This window comes from Allokutzneria oryzae, assembly GCF_042429765.1.
GTDB classification, from domain to species: domain Bacteria; phylum Actinomycetota; class Actinomycetes; order Mycobacteriales; family Pseudonocardiaceae; genus Allokutzneria; species Allokutzneria oryzae.
Map to the genome: position 1 here is coordinate 1 of NZ_JBHLZU010000015.1, position 18,438 is coordinate 18,438.

An 18,438-nucleotide genomic window follows, 5' to 3' on the forward strand; every position below is an offset into this window, starting at 1 on the left:
GACCTGGGTGGCGTTCCACTGCGAGCACGGGGTCGCGGCCTCCCAGTCGGTGACAGCGGCGACCGCTGTGCGCAGCGCGTCGTGGGACTCGGTGAGGATCGGCCAGGTGGTCTTGGCGGAGCTCCTTCGGGAAAGTCGGATCAGGTGATGAATGTGAAGTTTGAAGTAGGCCTCAGGGTTGTGGCTCGGGATCTTGTTGGTTCCATTGCCCGTGAAGCGGATCGACAAGGATGCTCGGTGTACGTCATCCCGGCAGGGGAGCATTCCGGGCGAGAGGGGTTCTTTCGCGCCATTGATCGAGTTATTCGACTGAGCCCTCCGTTGCTCAGCGCGCGGAGTTGGGATGCCTTTTCTGATTCTCTGTGGGAGGGGATCGACTCTCTTGGGAGTGATCGGATTGTCATCATCTGGCCGGATTCCTCGGCGTTGAGCGATGGGTTCCCTGAAGAATTCGAATTGGCGCTAGCTGTCTTGGATGACGTTGCTCGGATGCTGGCCGATCCAGGTGTCACAAGCGGAAATCCGAAGAGGGTCAGTATTTTTGTGGGGCGAAGTGGCGAGGATGAACGGCCCCGGGATTTTGGAGGCTCGATTGGTTGTTGATGCGTGCGGCGCAGGTGTCAGCGGCCAGCTTGGCGGCCGCTACTCGCTTTGGCGCCTCCCGCTCAGTAACGGAACAGTGCCGCGAGCGGGCCCTGGCCCGGCATGTCGGTAGTGGAGACGACGTAGACCGTTCCACCGGTGCGGATCGTGTGTACGGCGGCTGATTCGAGCGGTTCCAGTTCGCGCTCAGGCTGCTCCGTGGGGAGGAACAGGACCTCGACACGGCCCGACTCGGCGGCCGCGGTGACGTCGTTGATGTCATCGGACGCGAGGCCAGTTCCAGCGGTCTTCTCGTAGCGGGCCGCGGCGTCGTTCCTGTCGCGGGCGGCGACCGGCTCCACCAGTTCCCACGCGCGGGTATGCAGTTGTGCGGGCGGCACGCGGTCTGGACTGCCGGCGACGCCAGTATCGAGTACGTGCTGGTAGTCCGTGATATCGCGGTAGGCCGCTCGGATGTAGTCGACCCCGGCCAGCACGAGTGGGCAACGCTGCTTCGTCAAACGCGCGTCGACTGCATTACTCACGGCGTACAGGTAGCGGCCGAGTCGTTCTTTCTGCACTTCATCGCCGAGTCCTTTCCCGTGTATTACGGCGCGCACCTTCACCACCCCGATCTCGCCCAGGCGGTGGCCGCCCTGCCTCAGGGGCTCGTCGTAGCGCAGTGCGTCCTTGACGCCGTGCGGCATGTCCGGCACAGGCACCGTGTGCATGCCGGACCGGCTGCCGCGGTACAGCCTCGCTTCGTTCTCGCTGAGCGCGAGTACGAAGAACCTGTCGTCCCCGGTGAACAGTTGAAGCAACGGGTATACGCGGAAGCGGTCGGACACCATGACCGCTTCGTCGAAAGTCACCGGCAGCCGGAAGGACCGCCACCACCCTCGTCGCAGGAATACCGCGAGACCATCGGCTCGCTCTCGCCAGAACTCGGCGTTGTCGACGAGAGTGCGGGCCGGGTGGAGGATGCCGAGCGCCGCTACTCGTCGGAGTCCGCCGCGCACCAGATCTGCCTCGGCACGGCGGATCAAGTTGGTCAAGTCGATGGGATCCTGCTGTGTCTCAGGGCCTGCGCGGTGCGTGGGGAGATACAGCGACACCGAATGCGACTGCGGCTGCCGGATCAGCGTGTCAAGGTCATGCCGGGAGAACGGGTCCACGGCGACTCCTTTCGCTCGCTGGTGCTGCTTCCTCGCACGGTCCGTCTCGGCCGCCCAAGTGGCCAGAGGCGAAAGTCACCTCAGCTCGGTGAAAGGACTGCAAGTCAAGCCTCCTGTCCAGCCGGGGCCGCCGGGCGATCTGCTTGACCGCAGTTCACCCGAACTTTGTCTACTGTGGACTTTTCCTTGTGGAGGTTTGGTGGACGGCAGACTGGAGCAGTCGGCCGAGCTGGCCGGTGACGAACTGGTCGAAGCCTTCCGGCGGGCCTGCTCCTCTCGTTGATCTTTCGAGTTCGCGAAGTAGTGCCCCGGCGCGACGGCGTTCGGCCCCTGACGAAAGTCAGGGGGGCACCCTGGCGTTCGGGACGTTCGCCCGCCGTGCGCGGTTCATAGCGTTGCTCCTCGAAACCGAGAAGATCAGGAGCAGCCAGTGAAGCGGATGGGAACAGTGATCGCCGCGGTCGTCGTGGCGGCGTCAGGCATGCCGCAGGTGGCGCATGCGGAGGTGGGCTTCGATCCCGCCGCTGTCGACCGGTACGTGGAGGAGTACGCCGAGAACGCTGCCTATCCCGGCGTCGCGGTGGCGATCACCAAGGGAGATCGGGTGGTTCACCTCGCGGGGTACGGCACTGTCTCGACGGGCGCGGGGACGACCTCGCGCACGAGGATGCCGATCGGGTCGGTCAGCAAGTCGTTCACCGCTCTGGCCGTGCTGCAACTGGCTGACCGGGGTGCGCTCGACCTGGACGCGCCGGTGCGGCGCTACGTCCAGGACTTCGAGGTGGCTGATCCGCGCAGTGAGTCGATCACAGTCCGGCACTTGCTGAGCAACACCTCTGGTATCACGGATCGCACGCTGCCGGAGAAGTCCCTCGACCAGCCCGCGTCTCCTGCGGAGGCCGTGACACGGGCGCACCGCGCGACGCTGGCCACTGCCCCTGGCACCGCCTACCGCTACACGAACACCAACTTCCACTTGGCCGCTCGCGTGGTCGAGCGGGTGAGCGGTGAGCCGTACGCCGAGTACCTGCGCAGGCACGTCTTCGAACCGGCGGGCATGCGAGACACCACCGCGATCACCACGGTGCCAAGGGATCTGCCGGGTGATGTGGCGAAGGGGCACATCCACGCGTACGGCTTGTCCGTTCCGGCCACCGAGCCCGACCGGTTCGTCGCGGGTGCCGACGACGTCATCACCACGGCCGAGGACATGGCGAAGTGGTTGATCGTGCACAACAACGGCGGCCGGACCGCTGATGGCGTGCAGCTGGTGTCCGCTCGGGCCGTCAGCGCCATGCACGCGCCTTACAGTCCACAGTGGACATATGGGTTGGGTTGGCAGGAGAGCAACGGTCGCGTGCGGCACAACGGTGTCTGGTTCACGTTCACGGCCGGGCAACTGCTGCTGCCATCCGGGTACGGCGTCGCCGTGCTGACCAACAGCGGCCTTGCCCTCGGCAACGAAGGCACCACAGCCATCGAGGACGGCATCGCCGCTGTGCTCGAAGGTGGCCAGCCCGACAGCAGCTCGACCCGTTCGCTCGTCGAATCGGTTTTGGCCGCGTTGACCCTGCTGAGTCTGGTCCTGGGCGTTCGCAACCTCCGGCGCACCGTTCGCTGGTCAGCGCGTCCCTTGCCGACCTGGCAACGCGTTCTGCGCCTGGCTCCGCGTGCTGTGCCGTTGGTGGTCCTGTTGTCCTTGCCGGCGCTCCTCGGTGATCTGCTGGCACACGGACGGGACATCACCGGCTATCAGCTCGCCCACTACTCGCTCGCCTTGGTGGTCTGGGTGCTGGTGGCGAGCGTGATGAACTTGGCCGTCCTCGTCACCCGCGTGTGGACGTTGCGGCGGCTGCGCGCTGCATGACAATGAACCCACTACCGGAGGACCAGGAGCGACACGTGACGGACTCTGTGCGGAACCTCATCGCGCTGGCCGGCTGTTCGGTGGCCGTCCAGGTGACCGCGACGGCGGTGGACAGCAGCGTTCCACCGTGGACAGTCGTTGTCGGGTTGGCCGTTGCCGTAGTCGCATTCCTCATCGGACGGCGCATGTCTCAGACGCGGTCGGCACTGATTGTTCTGGTGGCGACGGCGGTGACAGCCGTTCCGCTGGGGTTGGCCCTGCCGTCGGCCTGGGTGATGGCGCCGCTGTTCCTGGCGATCTGTGTTCTGCTTCCGTGGCTGGTCGGTCGTTCCGCTCGGCAGCACGCCGACCTCGCTGTGCTCACGACCGAACGCGTTCACCTGGTGGAGCGCGCGCGGCTCGCACACGAGATGCACGACACGTTGGGGCACGACCTGAGTCTGGTGGCACTGCGAGCCGGCGCGCTGGAGCTGGCTCAGGATCTTCCCGAGCGGCATCGGGAGGCAGCTGGCGCGATCCGGTCCGCCGCTTCCCAAGCGACTCGGCGGCTGGCCCATATCGTCACCGTGCTACGGGAAGCCGAACCGCCTCCCTTGGTGCCTGTGCACGAGGACATTGAGGCTCTTGTCGCACGCGCCGTCGACGCGGGGATGCGGGTCGCGGTCGAGTGGACCGGGGCGTCGTTGCCGTCCAGCACGAACCAGACCGCGCACCGCATCGTGCAGGAAGCGCTGACCAATGCGGCCAAACACGCTCCAGGAGCTGCGGTGCGCGTCCGCGTCACCAACACCGGCGCGGAGTCGACGATCACGATCACGAACGGGCGGACGAGGACGCGGTCCGCCCCTGGCACCGGGACCGGGCTGACGGCGCTGCGGGAACGGGTGCGGCTGGCCGGTGGCACCATGACCGTTCAGGATGACGGCCGGACGTTCGGGTTGGTCGCAACGCTGCCGCACACGGGGGAACTGTGATCCGGGTACTGCTGGCCGATGACGAGGCCATGATCCGCGCGGGCGTCGCCGCGATCCTCGCAACCGATCCGGGGATCACCGTTGTCGCCGAGGCGTCCGACGGCAGCGAGGCGGTCGAGCTGTGCTTGGCGCACCAACCGGATGTGGCGCTGCTGGACATCCGGATGCCCCGGCTGGACGGGCTGGCGGCCACCGTCGAGATCACCAAGGCCGTGCCGAAGACCGCTGTGGCGATTCTGACCACGTTCGGCGACGACGCGTACGTCAGTGGGGCTCTCGACGGCGGCGCGCGGGGTTTCCTCCTCAAGTCCGGCGACCCTCGGGAGTTGCTGGCCGGGGTGCACGCGGTGGCCGGAGGCGGCGCCTACCTCGCTCCCGAGGTCGCGGCCAGGGTCCTGGCCACGTTCCGCGCCACCGCGCTGACCCGGTCGGCGAACGCGAAGGCGAGGATCGACGTCCTGACCGACCGCGAGCGGGAAGTACTCGCACTCCTCGGCACAGGGCTGAGCAACTCGCAGATCGCGACCCGCCTGAACCTGGTTGAGGGCACGGTGAAGGGCCACGTCAGCACCATTTTCACGCGCTTGGCCCTGACCAACCGCGTGCAGGCCGCTGTGCTCGCCCATGATGCTGGCCTTGTGCCGCAATGACTTTGGTCAAGCGCTGGATGTGGGCTCTCAAGGGGGAGTTGAACTCCGGGGGAAAGGGATCAGTCGCCTCCTGGTGGCACGGCGGACCCCACTGGCAACGCTCTCATTCGATTCTTCGAGCCCCATCCTTCGAATCGGGGGTGTTCGTGGCCGAATCGCTGGGCGACGATGCGGCGCTACGCAGACCCTCGTCATTCGTCTGCTCGGGGAAAGGGGGCAACCCCGCGTCTCCCCGTCCTTGTCGGCGAGCTTTTCCAAGGAGCCCTACGTGCCAAGGAGAATCACAACACTGCTCACCGCGGCTGCTCTGGCCGCGGTGATCCCTCTCGCGGTGCTGGCGGAAGCGCCCGCCAAGGCGGCGTCCGAGGTCTGGGTGGGGGCGAGCACCGGTCCGGCGGCGGACGGGTGGTCGGCGGCTCAGGACGACATCGGCGGCGGCAAGCTGAGCTACCGCCGTTCCTTCGACCCGACCCTGCGGGAGCCGTCGTCGGCGAACTGGCACAAGGCGGGGTCGCTGCACTGGTACTCGGCCAAGCCGCCCAACAACGACATCCAGGGCTACATCGACGGCAAGTACGACAAGGAGCTCACCGCGCTCGCCCGCGAGCTGCCGTCGGGGACGATCTTCACCGTCTACCACGAGCCCGAGGACAACATGTCCGGGGCGAAGTTCGCCCAGCTGATGCGCAAGACCATCGCGGTGGTCAAGTCCGCCAACTCCGGCGTGCAGGTGTGGTACGCGGCGATGGCCTACCAGTGGGAGACCAACTCCAAGGGCAACGTCGGCAGCCCTGCCGGGTGGATCGACGCCGCCCGCGCCGCAGACGGTGTCGCGCTGGACATCTACGCCGGGCCGCGCGAGGCCATCGCCATCCGTGACGACGCCGGGTTCAAGCGGTGGTGGGATCTGATCAAGGTTCCCAGCGGCAAGCCGTGGGGCATCGCGGAACGGGGCATCGCCGCCGAGCACGGTGAGCAGAAGCGCATCGCCATCCTCGCCGACGACTGGGCCTTCGCCAAGGAGAAGGGCGCGCACCACTTCCTGTACTGGCAGCAGAACAACGACGGCAAGTGGAAGCTCGACACAGAGAAGGAGAAGGCGGCGTTCCGCGAGATCGCCGCGCAGGGCCGCCAGCCGTAGAAGGTGCGTGACGGCGGGGCCTCGGCAGTGGCCGTGTAACCGCTGACAGCGCGTTCACATTGTTGGGTTCGAAGGTGCGTGGGCAGCGATGAGCTGACCACGCGCCTTCGCCGGGTTAGTGGGCACCGTGCAGCTCGTGCTCGCGCTCAACCGGTTCAGTGGCGGCGACCTCGAAGCGCACGCGAAGCACGGCCTGATCGGGGCGAGTCTGACACCGCTGGAGGACCAAACCTGTCCGCAACGGATGTCAGGGTGTCCCCGTGGAGGCAGACGAACTCGACTGGAACCGGACGCCGCAGGGGAGTGCGCCATCCCCCGAGGGGGCCGTGGCTGATCTCATGCTGCGCATCCACCGCGAGCCGATCCACCATCTTTCCGAGGTCTGCCTGCTGCGCGATCTCTACCTGCACACGAAGTCCACCGCGAACGGAGCAACTCGATGAGCCGTCACATCCAGGTCACCTTCGACGCGCACGATCCGAAGGCGCTGTCCTCCTTCTGGCGTGACGCGCTGGGCTACGTCCACCCCGGCCCGCCCGGAGTCGACCTGCCCGAGGGCGCCGACCCGCTGGCCGCGTGGGATGACTTCCTCGCGCGGATCGGGGTACCGGAGGAGCAGCGCAACACGAACTCGGCAGTCGAGGACCCGGACGGGCGCGGCCCACGGCTGTTCTTCCAGCAGGTTCCAGAGGACAAGGTCGCCAAGAACCGCATGCACCTGGACATCCGCGCGGCTCCCGGACTGCAGGGGGAGGAGCGGATGGCGGCACTGGAGGCCGAGTGCGACCGGCTCGTCGCGCTGGGGGCGAAGCGGGTGCGGCGGCACGAGCCCGCTCCTCCGATGAGTGCGGGGTTCATCGTGATGACCGACCCCGAGGGCAATGAGTTCTGCCTGGACTGAGGCAGCTCCGCCGGCTGAGAATTTGATCTTTTCGGAGTTGAGGGGTGGGCCGACTCGGCCCACCCCTCAATTGCTACTGGCTGTCAGCCGGGAATGCCTTCGACATAAGAACCCGGATGGGTCGCGCTGTCCTGTCGGAGCACGGGAAGCTGGGAGCTCCATTCCGCGATCAACGGCTTGTCCAGTCCCTTGGGCGTGACCTCGACCGTGGTCGGTGTCCACGATGTCGATCCCATGCTGCCGACCGAACCCGGGCTCGGCGTCAGCACGACGATGGTGGCGGTGGTGGCCGTCTCGTCCGGATCGAGGAAGCTCACCGGCGCTTCCTTCGCGCCCTTGGTGAGGCGGTAGACGGGGCCGTTGGGGTCATCGGGGCCGACGAGGTCGACGCCGGGCACCCCTTCGGTCACGCAGGTCCGATCGGAGATGTTCTTGAAGGTCATCGCGATGCTGAACTGCCCCTTGGCCTCCGCGGACTCCTTCGGGGTGTCCAGTGCCACCGCGAGGTCCCCGGACGCGCAGTGCGGGGTGGCGGGTTCTTCACCGGCGGGGGGAGCGGCCAGTGCGGCGGCTGAGCCGCTGAGGCCGAGCGCGAGCACGCCCGCGGTGATCGCGGCACCGGCCGACATGCGCTTGAGGAATGTCTGGGGCACAGGAATTCCTTTCTCTCCCTGGTGAAGAGCATTGCTGGCGCTGGGGTGTGATCTGACTGTTCGAACTCAATCGCAACGTTGCGCCTGGCAGTGACCAAAGAGGTTATTCGCTTGTTCGAGCCAACACCCTGAAGACGGCCACCCGGGTTGCCGGGTTCATGCGAAGTGATATGGGTCACGGTGGTCATTTTCGTGTTTTGTCCGCGAGAAACTGGGAAACGCGCGTCCATTCCGGGCCACGGGTCTCACGGATGTCGAGCTCGGCCTCAGCGGCGGTCTCCTGCGTGGAGGAGGCGGTCAGGTGGTCCTCGCTGGAGTAGTTGGCTCAGGACCGGGCGAAGTGCACCTCGGGGCGGCAGCACCGCATTTCGGCAGTGTTGGAGTTGTGTGCGTCGTTCTGGTTTCCCGTTGTCCAGCAAAGGTTTTCTGGTCGAGATAAGCGATTCTGCCTGCGGTGCAACGGTTCTAGCTGGCCTCCAAGTGGCTCCGCCAGTGCCCCGGACGACCCGAATGCCGTCCGGGGCGCGAGAGCGGCTAGCGGCCCTGCCTGGTGGAGACGGGGTCGCGCGAGTCGCGGACGAGCGGTCCGCGGTCCGGAGCGGTCCAGTCGAGCGCGGCCGGGTCGATCCGCTGCGCCACCGACCGCCCCTGGTCGAACGGCGCCACGAACGAGCGGACGTGGTAGTCGCTCGCCGACCACGGCGCCGAGCCCGGCACCGGCTCCAGCGTGACCGCCAGCGCACGCTTGCCCGAGGTGACCTTCGCCGGGATGGTGAAGGCGTCCTGGAGCCACCGCTGGTGGGCGTTGCCGGTGGCCTGGAGCCATGTTCCGACCGCCTGGCCGTCCACCATGACCTTGACCTCCTGGTACGGGCGGGTGTGGTCAGCGGTGCGGATGAGTTGCACGCCGGAGTTCTTCTGGTCCACCGCGACGGTGAAGGTGATCGGCCCGGTCGCCGAGGTGACCGGGCCCTTGACGGTGTCGTGGTCGTTGTCGCCTTCGAAGCTGGAGGTGAGCTGGGCTTTGGTCTCCTTGTCGGCGCGGTAGCCGTGCTGCTCGCGGTTCTCGGCGTCGGTGACGTCGATGCGGTCGGTGGTGCGCAGCGTCGCCTGGGGCTGGCCGTACCAGTAGGAGGTGGAGCTGTAGTCGGCGGGCACGTCGGCCACCGGCCCGGACTCGATGCCGAAGCGCAGGGCCGTGTTGAAGGGAATCGCATCGGGCAGCATCAGCCGGTACGCCCCGGTGCAGTCGAACCGGCAGCCGTCCCCACCGACCTCATGCGCCGGGTTGCCCGCCAGCGGCATCGCGAACGAACCGTTGTGGAAGTACCACCCGGCCTCGTAGAAGTCCTCCGTCCCGGTGCCGTGCTGGATCGGCGTCAGCAGCCCGTCGGCGTAGACGCGCTCGTCGCCTTCCAGGTACAGCCGGGGGATGTCGGTGGTGAGCGGGAGCTTGCCGCGCATGGTGTGGGCCATCCCGTAGAACACCCCTCGGCCGGAGGTGTCCATGACGATCCAGTCCTTGTCCTTCTCGGTGGCGCCCTGCCGGTGCGTGGCGTTGAAGTAACCCAGTGAACCGTTGGGGCGCAAGCGCTCCGCGATGGTGCTGTCCGGCGCTGATGTCAGTTCGACCGAAGCGCCGGGGATGCGTACCCCGCTGCCGTTGACGATCTCCACCACCGCGCGCCGCGCGAACGGCATCGGCCACCACGAGGTGTACCAGCCGTCCTTGGTCGGGTCCATGGCGAACATCAGCGACCGCACGTCGAACTCGCCGAGCCCGGAACCGAAGAACTCCCCGATCGGAGCGTCCACAGTGGTCGCTCCGTCGAAGCTGATCCGCAGCCGCGCACCGGTCAGCACGTCGTCCGATGCCGCCACCTGGCCGGCGTCGACCGGATAGTAGAAGGACCGCCGCCCCTGCCACTGCTGCTTCTCGACGCGGTAGCCGTGCACGGCCTCCTCGCCGCGGTGGTGCGGGCCGAGGTCCATCACATCCGTGCGCACCCAGGTCCCGTCCACCAGGCTGTGCACGTCGTAGCGGAACTCGTTGAAGTCCACATCGGACGACACGAACTCGTTGCGGATGGCCAGCTTCGACTTGCCCGCGGTCAACTCGGGTGCGATGTCGATGGACTGGTCCGCCCAGGTCAACGGGCCCACCTTCGACTCGTGGTACCACTGCCCGGCGATCACGCCGTCCACCAGCACCTTCGCCCGCTGCTTCTCCACCTCCGGGTCGTAGCGCCGGGTCAGCCGCACTCCGGAGTTCTCCGGGTGCACCGCGGCGGTGAACGTGCTGGAGCCGCCGGCCCCGTACGCCCTGCCGTCGTCGCTGACCGCCGGGCTCGCGATCACCTGGGGCAGCCGCACCCGCAGCTGGCTGATCTGCGCGGGCCCCGTCAGCTCGGCGACCCGCGCGGTCGCGCCGGGTTCGATGTCCACAGTGGACCGACGGGTGGTCGCCCCCGGCTTGGCGGGCTTCGGATCGGTGACGCCGACCGCCCGCAGCCGGGTGATCACGTCCGTCGCCGGGTCCTTGGGGTTGAACTCGGGAACCCCGTCCGCGTCGGCGAAGGTCCGGTAGACCACGTGGTGGAACAGCGGGTTGTGCTGCGTGGTCACCCGCATCGACTTGCGGAACGGCATCGGAACCTTGACCACCACACCGCCGGAGGTGTCGTCCCGGTTGCCCACCAGCGGCCACACGAACGGTGCGCCGAGCTTGCCGTCGACCACGTCCTGGAGCGGCGCCTTGAGCACCGTCTTCCCGTCGAGCTCCACCTTGATCCAGCCGGTCTTGGTGACCACGCCCCCGTCACGGGTGAACCACATCGACTCGATCTCACCGGCACCGGCGCGTTCGGCGATGACGCAGTTGCCCTCGGTCGTGCGCAGGCAGGAGAACTCGCCGTCGAAACCGTCGTTGTTGCGCCCAGTCCTGTCATAGCTGGAGAACTGTCGGGTCTCGGAACCCCCGCGCAGCGTGGCCATGCCGTCGAGCTGGCGGTAGGTGGCCCAGCCGACGGGTCCCTTGTCCCCTGACGGCGCCGCGGTCTGGGCGGAGACCGCCGGAGCCGCACCGAGGGCCACGGCGGCGGCCGCGAGGAGAGCGGACAGCCGGCTCAAGGAGAGAGGGGGACGATGGATGCCACGCATGGCACTCCCTTGTTTCGCTGTCCACAGCGGACAGCAGTGATTACGACTAACGCTCTGAAATGACGAGTGGGTCGAGGAAGAGTTGCTTCCCTTTCCGGCCTTTCGTCATGCGCCGAAGCTGTCGAATGGTAGGGGCTGGTCGGTGTACGGTCTCACTGGCTAGCGGACTTGCCCGACTCGTCCGCTCTCGAAGAAATGCGCTGAGAGCACCGCGCCTGTTGCTCGCGTTGTGATCGGCACTGGTGATCGAGATGCCAATTTTCTGCAGTCAGCACAATTTTCAAAGGAACATTTTATGCGTATGCGCTCCGCGCTGGCCATCGCGATCACGACCCTCGGCCTGGTGGCACTGCCCGCCGCGGCCCAGGCGGCGCCTGCCGCGAAGACCCCGGCCCAGAGGTGTGCCGACATCCACGTGTACACGGGGATCTTCGTCATCCACGGCGACAACGAGCTGTTCTGCCTGGTGAAGGACCGTCCGGAGCGGTACGCCTTCAAGGGCGCCACCAGTTGCGGGCCGCTGAGCAAGGGCGGCACCGGGTACGGCATCACCTCCGACAACAAGAGGATCAGCTGCAACGGCTGGATCAACTTCGCCAGGCAGGACATGAAGTTCTCGACCAAGTAGCGCTACCCGCCGGGGTGGGCCGATCGGCCACTGGAGCCGCCACAGCGGGTGGAGGAGTGCCCCTGACTTCCAGTGGAAGAAATCCTGATCGGCGGAAACATGACGAGATCGGCTGTCGGGGTCATCGACTTCGACACCGCTCTTCTGGGCCGAGGAGGTGGGATCTTCGTGGATGTCACCAGATCGGTTCGACACGGGTGCTTCCCATTCGCGGTGCGGTCGGCCACGATCGTGCCCACTCGTCGGTTCGACAGGGGAACCTGAATGCGGGGCACCGAGAAGCTGCTGTCAGTCGCGTTGGCCGCGCTGCTGGTGACCGGGCTCGCGGCTCAGCCCGCGGCGGCCGCGGTCAGCATGGTCACCAAGATCGTGCAGGAGCCGGGGGACTACGAGGCGCGGTTCCCCGATGTCGTCAAGCTCCGCGACGGCAGGCTCATGGCGGTGTGGCACCGGGCGACGGCGCACGCGGGCACGGTCGGCACGATCCAGCTCTCCTTCGGCAGCGCCAACGGCCGCTCGTGGAGCGAGGCGGGACCCGCGCTGGCCGACCCGAAGACGATGGCCGGGATCGACACGCGTGACCCGAAGCTGGGCGTGATGAAGGACGGCAGCGTCCTGATGACCTTCTTCGTGCCCGGCGGCAAGGTCTACTACTCGGTGTGGAAGCCGGGCTGGACGAAGTTCACCGACCCCGTCCAGCTGCCCGCGCCCGGCATCACCGGCGGGGTCTACAGCCACGGCGTCCCGCTCGCACTTGAGGACAGGGGAACGCGGACGGACCAGGTGCTGATCCCGGTCTACAGCGCGGGCGCCGCCGGTGGCGCGCACTACATCCGCGCCACCTACCGCCCGACCGCCGACCCGCGGCTCCAGGTGACCGGCTCGCACAAGATCATCGGCAACGGCAACCCGGCGGGTCGCACCTACACCGAGCCGAGCCTGGTCCAGTACGGCGACACCGTCGTCGCGGTCGTGCGCGCCGAGCAGGACGGCGGCGGCTCCCCGGCGATCATCGCCAAGTGGAACCCTTACGCGGCAACCCCCGCGTTCACCTACCAGAGCTTCACCGGGGTGCTGGCGAACTCCCACCACCTGCTCAAGACCGCGAGCGGCAAGCTGCTGTTCACCTACGGGGACAAGGCGAAGACCGGTCGCCCCACCGTCGGCACGCTGATCGGCAACCCCGCTGCTACCTGGTCGAAGGGCAAGGTCGTTCCGATCTACAACTCAGGAGCCGCGGACCAGGCCAACCCGTCGAGCGTGGAGATCGCGCCGGGAACCTTCCTCACGTTGGGCTACAACGCCAAGACGAAGGCGGCCTCGCCGACCGGCGGCACGTTGTGGGTCATGGAGAGCCACGCCGCCGACTACTGACGCCCGGGAGCCCGCCATGCGCGTCCCACCAGGCGAGCACTCGGGTTCCGAACAGTGTCAGCCACTTCGATGGTGCCCCGGCCGGCGCGTCGACCTCGAACCACACCCGCCCGGGATGTCTGCGGGCCTGGAGCCAGGTGCCGTCGGGCTGCCTGGCGGCGCGGATGAGCTCGATCGCGTCGGCCATGCGCGGGTCCGGCGTCCCGCCGTCGACCTGCGTAGCCTGGCGGAAGTACTCGACCGCGTTGAGCACGCTGTAGAACCAGCGGAACGGGTAAGCGAAGCGGTCCACCCACGGTGCAACGGGTTCGCCCGTCGAGAGTCGGCGGAAGAGTCCGCGCCGCAGCAGGTACTCCTCGCCCGAGCGCCGGGCAGCGCGCGTCGCTTCCGTGCCTCCGGTCGCGAGGTCGTAGGCGAGCAGTCCCTTGAGGGAGTTGAGCGTCGAGTGGAACGAGGACCGCGTTGAGCCCTCGACCCACTCGCAGTTCCAACCGCCGTCGGGCAGCCGGTGCTCCAGGAACCAGTCGACGATGCCGGTGACGTCGGCGCCGAGCCACAGCCCGTTCGCGACCGTCCATGCGTTGATGCAGCAGTCGACCTCGCCACCCCAGTACGGCAGGTTCTCGTACTCCCAGCGGCTGTTCTCGGCGAGCAGCTCGGCGGTGCGGCGCTCGCGCAGGACAGCGGAACCGAGGCCCCACTCCCGCAGCGAGTTGAGCGTCCACGTCGTCGCCGTCCAGGGCTGCCCGGCCGCTCCTTCCTGGAAGTCGAAGTCAGCGGGGAAGAACGCGCCGCCCGCCCACTGGCCGTCCGGGTCCTGGAGTGCGAGCAGCTGCGCGCCGAAGCCCTCGGTCGCGATCCTCGCTCTCGTTGCCTCCCACACCTCGGGCGGCTCATCCATGAGATCGCGCTCGACCTGCCAGCGCAAAGCCGGATCGGAGTCGCGCAGCCACGTGAGCAGGGCCTCGGTCAGCATGGAGCGACCCTAGGGCAGGGACTTCAACGTCGCAGAGAACCGGTCGATGATCCAGGCCACCGCGTTGGACGTCGCCACCGGCAATCAGCTGTGGGTGGGAGCGGGCAGGGCCAGCCAGCTCACGGTGATCCAGGCCGATCCGGCGCTGGTGGTGGTCAACCGCACCGACTACGGCAGAGGCAAGCCGTCGCTGCCGTTCCTGGACTCCGCGACCGGCGCGGTCAAGTCCGAGCTGAAGGGCGAGGGCGGCTTCGGCGGCAGGGCCTACGGCGAGTGCCTGTACGACGAGCGTCGGTCCTCGTCTGCACGAACGGTGAGCGGGTCACCGGATACGACGCCAAGACCGCCCAGCAACTGTGGACGCTGCCAGACCAGGCCGCCAACCGCGTGGCTCCCAGCAGCATCACTGTCGCGTGGCACGGAGCGTTGTACGGCAAGGTGGGCGGCGGCCCGATCGTGCTCGACCCGTTCTGGGTCAGCCGCTACGCCGGGATCGCCGTCGACAAGAACGGAACCCCCAAGGCCTACCCCGTCAACAAGTAGAGCCACACCTCCTGTTCGTCCACTCCGCACTGTCCCTTACGGACTCCACCCCCTCCCGCCCCCTTTCCGCCATTCGCGGGCTTATGGACCTCTTCGCTGCTCCGAACACGTCCATAAGCCCGCGAATGGCCGGAAGTGACGCCGGGTGGGGTGGCGTGGCGGTGGGGTAGCGAGTGCCTGCCTTACCCCGTCCCTTTTTCCGCCATTCGCGGGCTTATGGACCTCTTTGCCGCTCTGGGCGCGTCCATAAGCCCGCGAATGGCCGAGGGTGACGCCGGGTGGGGTGACGCCGGGTGGGGTGGCGAGGTTCTCGTGCAGACTGATCCGGGCTCGCTCAAGTTCCGGCTGGCGGATGCCGCGCGCGAGTTCACCTTGGTGGCGCAGAGCGAGACTTCGCCGTGCCGGTACGTGAGCGTCTCCGGTCCGGTGGTGGCCATCGAGGCCGAGACCTCGCAGGCCGACCGGGAGTCCATGACCTACCGCTACCTCCAGGGCGATGACGCCGCCGACTTCCTCGCGCGGATCGAGAACGCGCCGATCATGACCCTGCGCATGCGCCCGCAACGCTGGTACTCGACCGACGACAGCTGAGCCGGTCCGGTGGCCGATGACTTTTCGGTGCGCGGGTGGTCTATCCCTTGACAGCACACGAGAGAGGGTGGGCCGATGACCGACCTGCATGAGCTTCTGGAAGCGCACCTCGGCACCGCGTCGGCGCCGGGAGCGGTGGGCTTGGTGGCACACGGCGACCGCGTCGAGGTGTGCGCCGTCGGCTCGGTGGACGCCGACGGCAGCGCGCCTATGGCCAGGGACTCGATCTTCCGCGTCGCGTCGGTCACCAAGCCCATCACGGCCGCCGCGGTCATGATGCTGGTCGACGACGGGCGCATCGCGTTGGAGGACCCGGTCGGGCACTGGCTGCCGGAGCTGGCGTCGCCGACCGTCGTCCGCACACCGGCCGGCCCGGTCGACGACGTGGTCCCGGCCAACCGGCCGATCACCGTCGCGGATCTGCTCACCTTCCGCGCGGGCTACGGCTTCCCCGCGGACTTCTCACTGCCCGCGGTCGGCCTGTTGTTCAGCGAGTTGAAGCAGGGGCCGCCGCAGCCGCACACCGTTGCGGCGCCTGAAGAATGGATGGCGACGCTGTCCCGCATCCCCCTGCTTCGGCAGCCGGGTGAGGCGTGGCTGTACAACACCTGCTCCGACATCCAGGGTGTCCTGGTCGCCAGGGTCTCGGGTCGCCCGCTGCCCGAGTTCCTGGCCGAGCGGGTGTTCGAACCGCTCGGCATGGCCGACACCGGTTTCGCGGTCCCCGTGGACAAGCTCGACCGGTTCACCGGCTACTACCGGCCCAACCCGGAGGGTGGCCTGGACCTGGTCGACGCCCCGGACGGGCAGTGGAGCAGCCTGCCCGCGTTCCCCTCCGGCGCGGGCGGGTTGGTCTCGACCGCCGACGACCTGCACCGCTTCGCGCGGATGCTGCTCGGCGACGGGACCTGCGACGGTCGCCGCCTGCTCTCACCCGCGTCGGTGCGGCAGATGACCACCGACCACCTGACCCCGTCCCAGCGGGAAGCCGGAGAGTTGTTCCTGGAGGGCCAGGGCTGGGGCTTCGGCGGCTCGGTCGATGTCGCACCCGTCGATCACTGGAACGTGCCGGGACGCTATGGCTGGGTCGGCGGCACCGGGACCGCGGCGCACATCACGCCGTCAACCGGTGCGGTCACCATCCTGCTCACCCAGCTGGAGATGGCCGGTCCGACCCCGCCGACCCTGATGCGGGACTTCTGGAGGTACGCCGCCGGCGCGTGACGGCCCGAAGCGACGAATCCACATCTCGTAGGGGAGGACATGGCGGCCGCGTTTGCTGTGGTGGGAGCGCTGGGGCTGAGCTCGTGCAGTACCGACGCGGACCCACCGGCCCCGCAGCCGCGGCAGCAGGCCGAGGTCGTTGTCGAGCCCGCTGACAAGGCGACCGGAGTCAGCCCGGCGGCCGCACTGCGGGTGAGCGTGGCCAACGCAACGCTGGGGGAGGTCACGCTCACCGAAGCAGGGGGACGTCGGATCCGGGGCGCGTTGGCCACCGACCGGCGCAGCTGGACCGCGACGGAGAAGCCGGACTTCGACAAGGACTACAGCTACTCCAGCGGCACTTTCCGCACCGTCAAGCCACGGAAGCTGATCGCGCTCGGGGACGGGGAGACCGCCGAGGGCGGCGTCTACGGGGTCGCGCGGCCCGTGCGGCTGGTCTTCCAAGAGCCGGGGATCAAGCCGAAGGACCGCGCGGCCGTCGAGAGGGTGCTCTCCGTGGAGTCCACACCGAGCACCGAGGGATCGTGGGGTTGGGTGGACGGGATGAACCTGACGTGGCAGCCGAAGGAGTACTGGCAGCCCGGTGCGAAGGTGACCGTCCGGAGCAGCCTGCGCGGTGTGCGCATCGGGGAAGACGCCTACGGCAAGAACGACTTCACGGTGAGCTTCACCATCGGTCGCCACCAGCTCGTCCGCGCCGACACCGACAACCACCGCATGATCGTGGAGCAGGACGGCAAGAAGATCCGGGAGTACCCCGCCAGCTACGGCAAGGAGTCCGATCCGAAGCTGGTCACCCGCAACGGCAGGTACTTCGTCATGGAGATGAAGCCGAAGCACCACATGGAGCGGTTCAACTTCGACGCCTACAACGGTGAGTTCATCCACCAGAACGAGGACACCGTCAACGAGCAGGGCCGCAGCAACGTTTCGCAGGGCTGTGCGAACCTGTCGGCGGCGAACGCCAAGGACTACTACGGCATCGCGTTGCCGGGGGATCCCCGATCGACCTGCCTGCGCAGGGCGCGGACGTCTGGGCCTACTCCTGGGAGCAGTGGAAGGCGCTCTCGGCGGTCACCGGATGAGTAGCTCCCGCAAGGCCTTGATGACCTCGGCGGGGGCTTCCTCGGCCATGAAGTGCCCGCAGGACACGGTGGTGTGCTCCAGGTCCGGTGCCCAGGCCCGCCACCGGGCGGCGCCGTCGAAACCGAGGACGGCACCCCAGTCCTGTTGCAGCACGGTCACCGGCATCCGCAGCTGGTTGCCCGCTCGCCGGTCGGCCTCGTCGTGCTCGATGTCGACGGCAGCCGATGCCCGGTAGTCGGCGACGATCGAGGGGACGGCCTCGCGGCTGGCCTTCAGGTAGGCGGCTCGGACGTCGGCGGGGACGGCGTCCGGGTCGGTGGCCCAGAGGTCGAGGAAGTGGCCGAAGAACTCGTCCGGCGCCGCGTTGATCATCGTCTCCGGCAGGCCGGGCGGCTGGGCCATCAGGTAGAGGTGGAAGCCGACGGCGGCGGAGGCACCGCGCATGACCTCCCACATGTCGAGGGTCGGCAGGACGTCGAGCGAGGCCAGGTGGGTGATCGTGCCGGGGTGGTCGAGCCCGGCGCGGATGGCGACCAGGGCGCCTCGGTCGTGCCCGGCGAGTGCGAAGCGGTCGTGGCCGAGGGCGCGGGCCAGTGCGACGACGTCGGCGGCCATGGTGCGCTTGGAGTAGGTCCGCCCGTCGGTGTCCGCCGGTTTGTCGCTGTCGCCGTAGCCGCGCAGGTCGGGGCAGATCACCGTGTGGTCGGCGGCCAGGTCGGCGGCGACGTGCCGCCACATCAGGTGGGTCTGCGGGAACCCGTGCAGCAGCACGACGGGGTCGCCTGAGCCGCCCACCGCGACGTTGAGCTCCACGCCCTCGGCGACGGTGACGCGCCTCTGGGTGAATCCGGTGATCTTCGGTGCCATGTCGGCTCTCCCTGTCGGTCCGGGTCGGTCGTAGGCCCCCAACCTGC

Annotated in this window: 18 protein-coding genes and 1 pseudogene; 13 read left to right on the forward strand and 6 right to left on the reverse strand. The window is 68.0% G+C overall.

The window, feature by feature from the left end; all coding sequences use genetic code 11:
- Positions 1–228 (reverse strand): annotated as a pseudogene (locus tag ACFFQA_RS17550) (hypothetical protein); the annotation flags it as partial.
- 9 nt (positions 229–237) lie between these two features.
- Here ACFFQA_RS17550 and ACFFQA_RS17555 point away from each other — a divergent pair.
- Complete coding sequence (locus tag ACFFQA_RS17555; RefSeq protein WP_377853064.1) at positions 238–603, forward strand: barstar family protein; 366 nt, start codon at positions 238–240, stop codon at positions 601–603.
- A 62-nt stretch (positions 604–665) separates the two neighbouring features.
- Here the strand turns inward: ACFFQA_RS17555 and ACFFQA_RS17560 are convergent, their stop codons facing one another.
- A complete protein-coding gene (locus ACFFQA_RS17560; RefSeq protein ID WP_377853065.1) occupies positions 666–1,757 on the reverse strand; it encodes a baeRF3 domain-containing protein in 1,092 nt (363 codons plus the stop codon).
- A 439-nt stretch (positions 1,758–2,196) separates the two neighbouring features.
- Between ACFFQA_RS17560 and ACFFQA_RS17565 the strand changes: the two genes are divergently transcribed.
- The 6 genes from ACFFQA_RS17565 (at position 2,197) to ACFFQA_RS17590 (ending at position 7,290) form a co-directional block, all read left to right on the forward strand.
- The gene (locus tag ACFFQA_RS17565) at positions 2,197–3,624 is read left to right on the forward strand and encodes a serine hydrolase domain-containing protein (RefSeq protein WP_377853417.1); all 1,428 of its coding nucleotides are present in this window, start codon (positions 2,197–2,199) and stop codon (positions 3,622–3,624) included.
- Between the two features lie 35 nt (positions 3,625–3,659).
- Positions 3,660–4,598 carry a sensor histidine kinase gene (locus ACFFQA_RS17570; RefSeq protein ID WP_377853067.1) on the forward strand — a complete coding sequence of 313 codons (939 nt, stop codon included), beginning with the start codon at positions 3,660–3,662 and terminating at the stop codon, positions 4,596–4,598.
- Positions 4,595–5,248: a response regulator gene (locus tag ACFFQA_RS17575; protein ID WP_377853069.1), complete on the forward strand. Its 654-nt coding sequence runs from the start codon at positions 4,595–4,597 to the stop codon at positions 5,246–5,248. The genes ACFFQA_RS17570 and ACFFQA_RS17575 overlap by 4 nt, the downstream gene beginning before the upstream one ends.
- A 268-nt stretch (positions 5,249–5,516) precedes the next feature.
- The gene (locus tag ACFFQA_RS17580) at positions 5,517–6,389 is read left to right on the forward strand and encodes a hypothetical protein (protein WP_377853071.1); all 873 of its coding nucleotides are present in this window, start codon (positions 5,517–5,519) and stop codon (positions 6,387–6,389) included.
- A 260-nt stretch (positions 6,390–6,649) separates the two neighbouring features.
- Positions 6,650–6,832, forward strand: coding sequence for a hypothetical protein (locus ACFFQA_RS17585; protein WP_377853072.1), 183 nt, complete (start codon positions 6,650–6,652; stop codon positions 6,830–6,832).
- The gene (locus tag ACFFQA_RS17590; protein WP_377853074.1) at positions 6,829–7,290 is read left to right on the forward strand and encodes a VOC family protein; all 462 of its coding nucleotides are present in this window, start codon (positions 6,829–6,831) and stop codon (positions 7,288–7,290) included. Before ACFFQA_RS17585 ends, ACFFQA_RS17590 begins: the two co-directional genes overlap by 4 nt.
- Before the next feature lie 83 nt (positions 7,291–7,373).
- Here ACFFQA_RS17590 and ACFFQA_RS17595 read toward each other — a convergent pair whose 3' ends face one another.
- Positions 7,374–7,943, reverse strand: coding sequence for a DUF4232 domain-containing protein (locus ACFFQA_RS17595; protein ID WP_377853076.1), 570 nt, complete (start codon positions 7,941–7,943; stop codon positions 7,374–7,376).
- Positions 7,944–8,477: 534 nt separating this feature from the next.
- Positions 8,478–11,072, reverse strand: a complete 2,595-nt coding sequence (locus ACFFQA_RS17600; RefSeq protein WP_377853078.1) for a glycoside hydrolase family 172 protein — start codon at positions 11,070–11,072, stop codon at positions 8,478–8,480.
- Positions 11,073–11,397: 325 nt separating this feature from the next.
- On the opposite strand from ACFFQA_RS17600, the gene ACFFQA_RS17605 reads away from it, so the two are divergent.
- Entirely contained in the window at positions 11,398–11,730 is a 333-nt protein-coding gene (locus ACFFQA_RS17605; protein WP_377853079.1) for a hypothetical protein, read from the forward strand.
- Between the two features lie 264 nt (positions 11,731–11,994).
- On the forward strand, positions 11,995–13,104 hold the full coding sequence (locus ACFFQA_RS17610; RefSeq protein ID WP_377853081.1) for a hypothetical protein: 1,110 nt from the start codon (positions 11,995–11,997) through the stop codon (positions 13,102–13,104).
- Here ACFFQA_RS17610 and ACFFQA_RS17615 read toward each other — a convergent pair.
- Positions 13,076–14,080 (reverse strand): squalene cyclase, encoded by a 1,005-nt coding sequence (locus ACFFQA_RS17615; protein WP_377853082.1) that lies wholly within the window; start codon positions 14,078–14,080, stop codon positions 13,076–13,078. The genes ACFFQA_RS17610 and ACFFQA_RS17615 overlap by 29 nt on opposite strands.
- Before the next feature lie 273 nt (positions 14,081–14,353).
- Here ACFFQA_RS17615 and ACFFQA_RS17620 point away from each other — a divergent pair, with 273 nt between their 5' ends.
- From ACFFQA_RS17620 to ACFFQA_RS17635, 4 genes are all read left to right on the forward strand, one after another.
- Complete coding sequence (locus tag ACFFQA_RS17620) at positions 14,354–14,623, forward strand: hypothetical protein (RefSeq protein WP_377853084.1); 270 nt, start codon at positions 14,354–14,356, stop codon at positions 14,621–14,623.
- Between the two features lie 258 nt (positions 14,624–14,881).
- Positions 14,882–15,214: a pyridoxamine 5'-phosphate oxidase family protein gene (locus ACFFQA_RS17625; protein ID WP_377853086.1), complete on the forward strand. Its 333-nt coding sequence runs from the start codon at positions 14,882–14,884 to the stop codon at positions 15,212–15,214.
- Positions 15,215–15,289: 75 nt separating this feature from the next.
- Positions 15,290–16,438: a serine hydrolase domain-containing protein gene (locus ACFFQA_RS17630; RefSeq protein ID WP_377853087.1), complete on the forward strand. Its 1,149-nt coding sequence runs from the start codon at positions 15,290–15,292 to the stop codon at positions 16,436–16,438.
- A gap of 39 nt (positions 16,439–16,477) precedes the next feature.
- Positions 16,478–17,527 carry a L,D-transpeptidase gene (locus ACFFQA_RS17635; RefSeq protein ID WP_377853089.1) on the forward strand — a complete coding sequence of 350 codons (1,050 nt, stop codon included), beginning with the start codon at positions 16,478–16,480 and terminating at the stop codon, positions 17,525–17,527.
- Here the strand turns inward: ACFFQA_RS17635 and ACFFQA_RS17640 are convergent.
- Positions 17,513–18,391: an alpha/beta fold hydrolase gene (locus ACFFQA_RS17640; RefSeq protein ID WP_377853091.1), complete on the reverse strand. Its 879-nt coding sequence runs from the start codon at positions 18,389–18,391 to the stop codon at positions 17,513–17,515. The two genes, ACFFQA_RS17635 and ACFFQA_RS17640, sit on opposite strands and share 15 nt — an antisense overlap.
- Positions 18,392–18,438 lie beyond the last annotated feature (47 nt).

What these genes read in the sequence shown, in the direction of transcription:
- ACFFQA_RS17565 (WP_377853417.1), top strand. Translation starts at nt 2,197, where the DNA reads ATGGGAACAGTGATCGCCGCGGTCGTCGTGGCGGCGTCAGGCATGCCG.
- ACFFQA_RS17590 (WP_377853074.1), top strand. Translation starts at nt 6,829, where the DNA reads ATGAGCCGTCACATCCAGGTCACCTTCGACGCGCACGATCCGAAGGCG.
- ACFFQA_RS17605 (WP_377853079.1), top strand. Translation starts at nt 11,398, where the DNA reads ATGCGTATGCGCTCCGCGCTGGCCATCGCGATCACGACCCTCGGCCTG.
- ACFFQA_RS17610 (WP_377853081.1), top strand. Translation starts at nt 11,995, where the DNA reads ATGCGGGGCACCGAGAAGCTGCTGTCAGTCGCGTTGGCCGCGCTGCTG.
- ACFFQA_RS17615 (WP_377853082.1), bottom strand. Translation starts at nt 14,080, where the DNA reads ATGCTGACCGAGGCCCTGCTCACGTGGCTGCGCGACTCCGATCCGGCT.
- ACFFQA_RS17625 (WP_377853086.1), top strand. Translation starts at nt 14,882, where the DNA reads ATGGCCGAGGGTGACGCCGGGTGGGGTGACGCCGGGTGGGGTGGCGAG.
- ACFFQA_RS17630 (WP_377853087.1), top strand. Translation starts at nt 15,290, where the DNA reads ATGACCGACCTGCATGAGCTTCTGGAAGCGCACCTCGGCACCGCGTCG.
- ACFFQA_RS17635 (WP_377853089.1), top strand. Translation starts at nt 16,478, where the DNA reads ATGGCGGCCGCGTTTGCTGTGGTGGGAGCGCTGGGGCTGAGCTCGTGC.
- ACFFQA_RS17640 (WP_377853091.1), bottom strand. Translation starts at nt 18,391, where the DNA reads ATGGCACCGAAGATCACCGGATTCACCCAGAGGCGCGTCACCGTCGCC.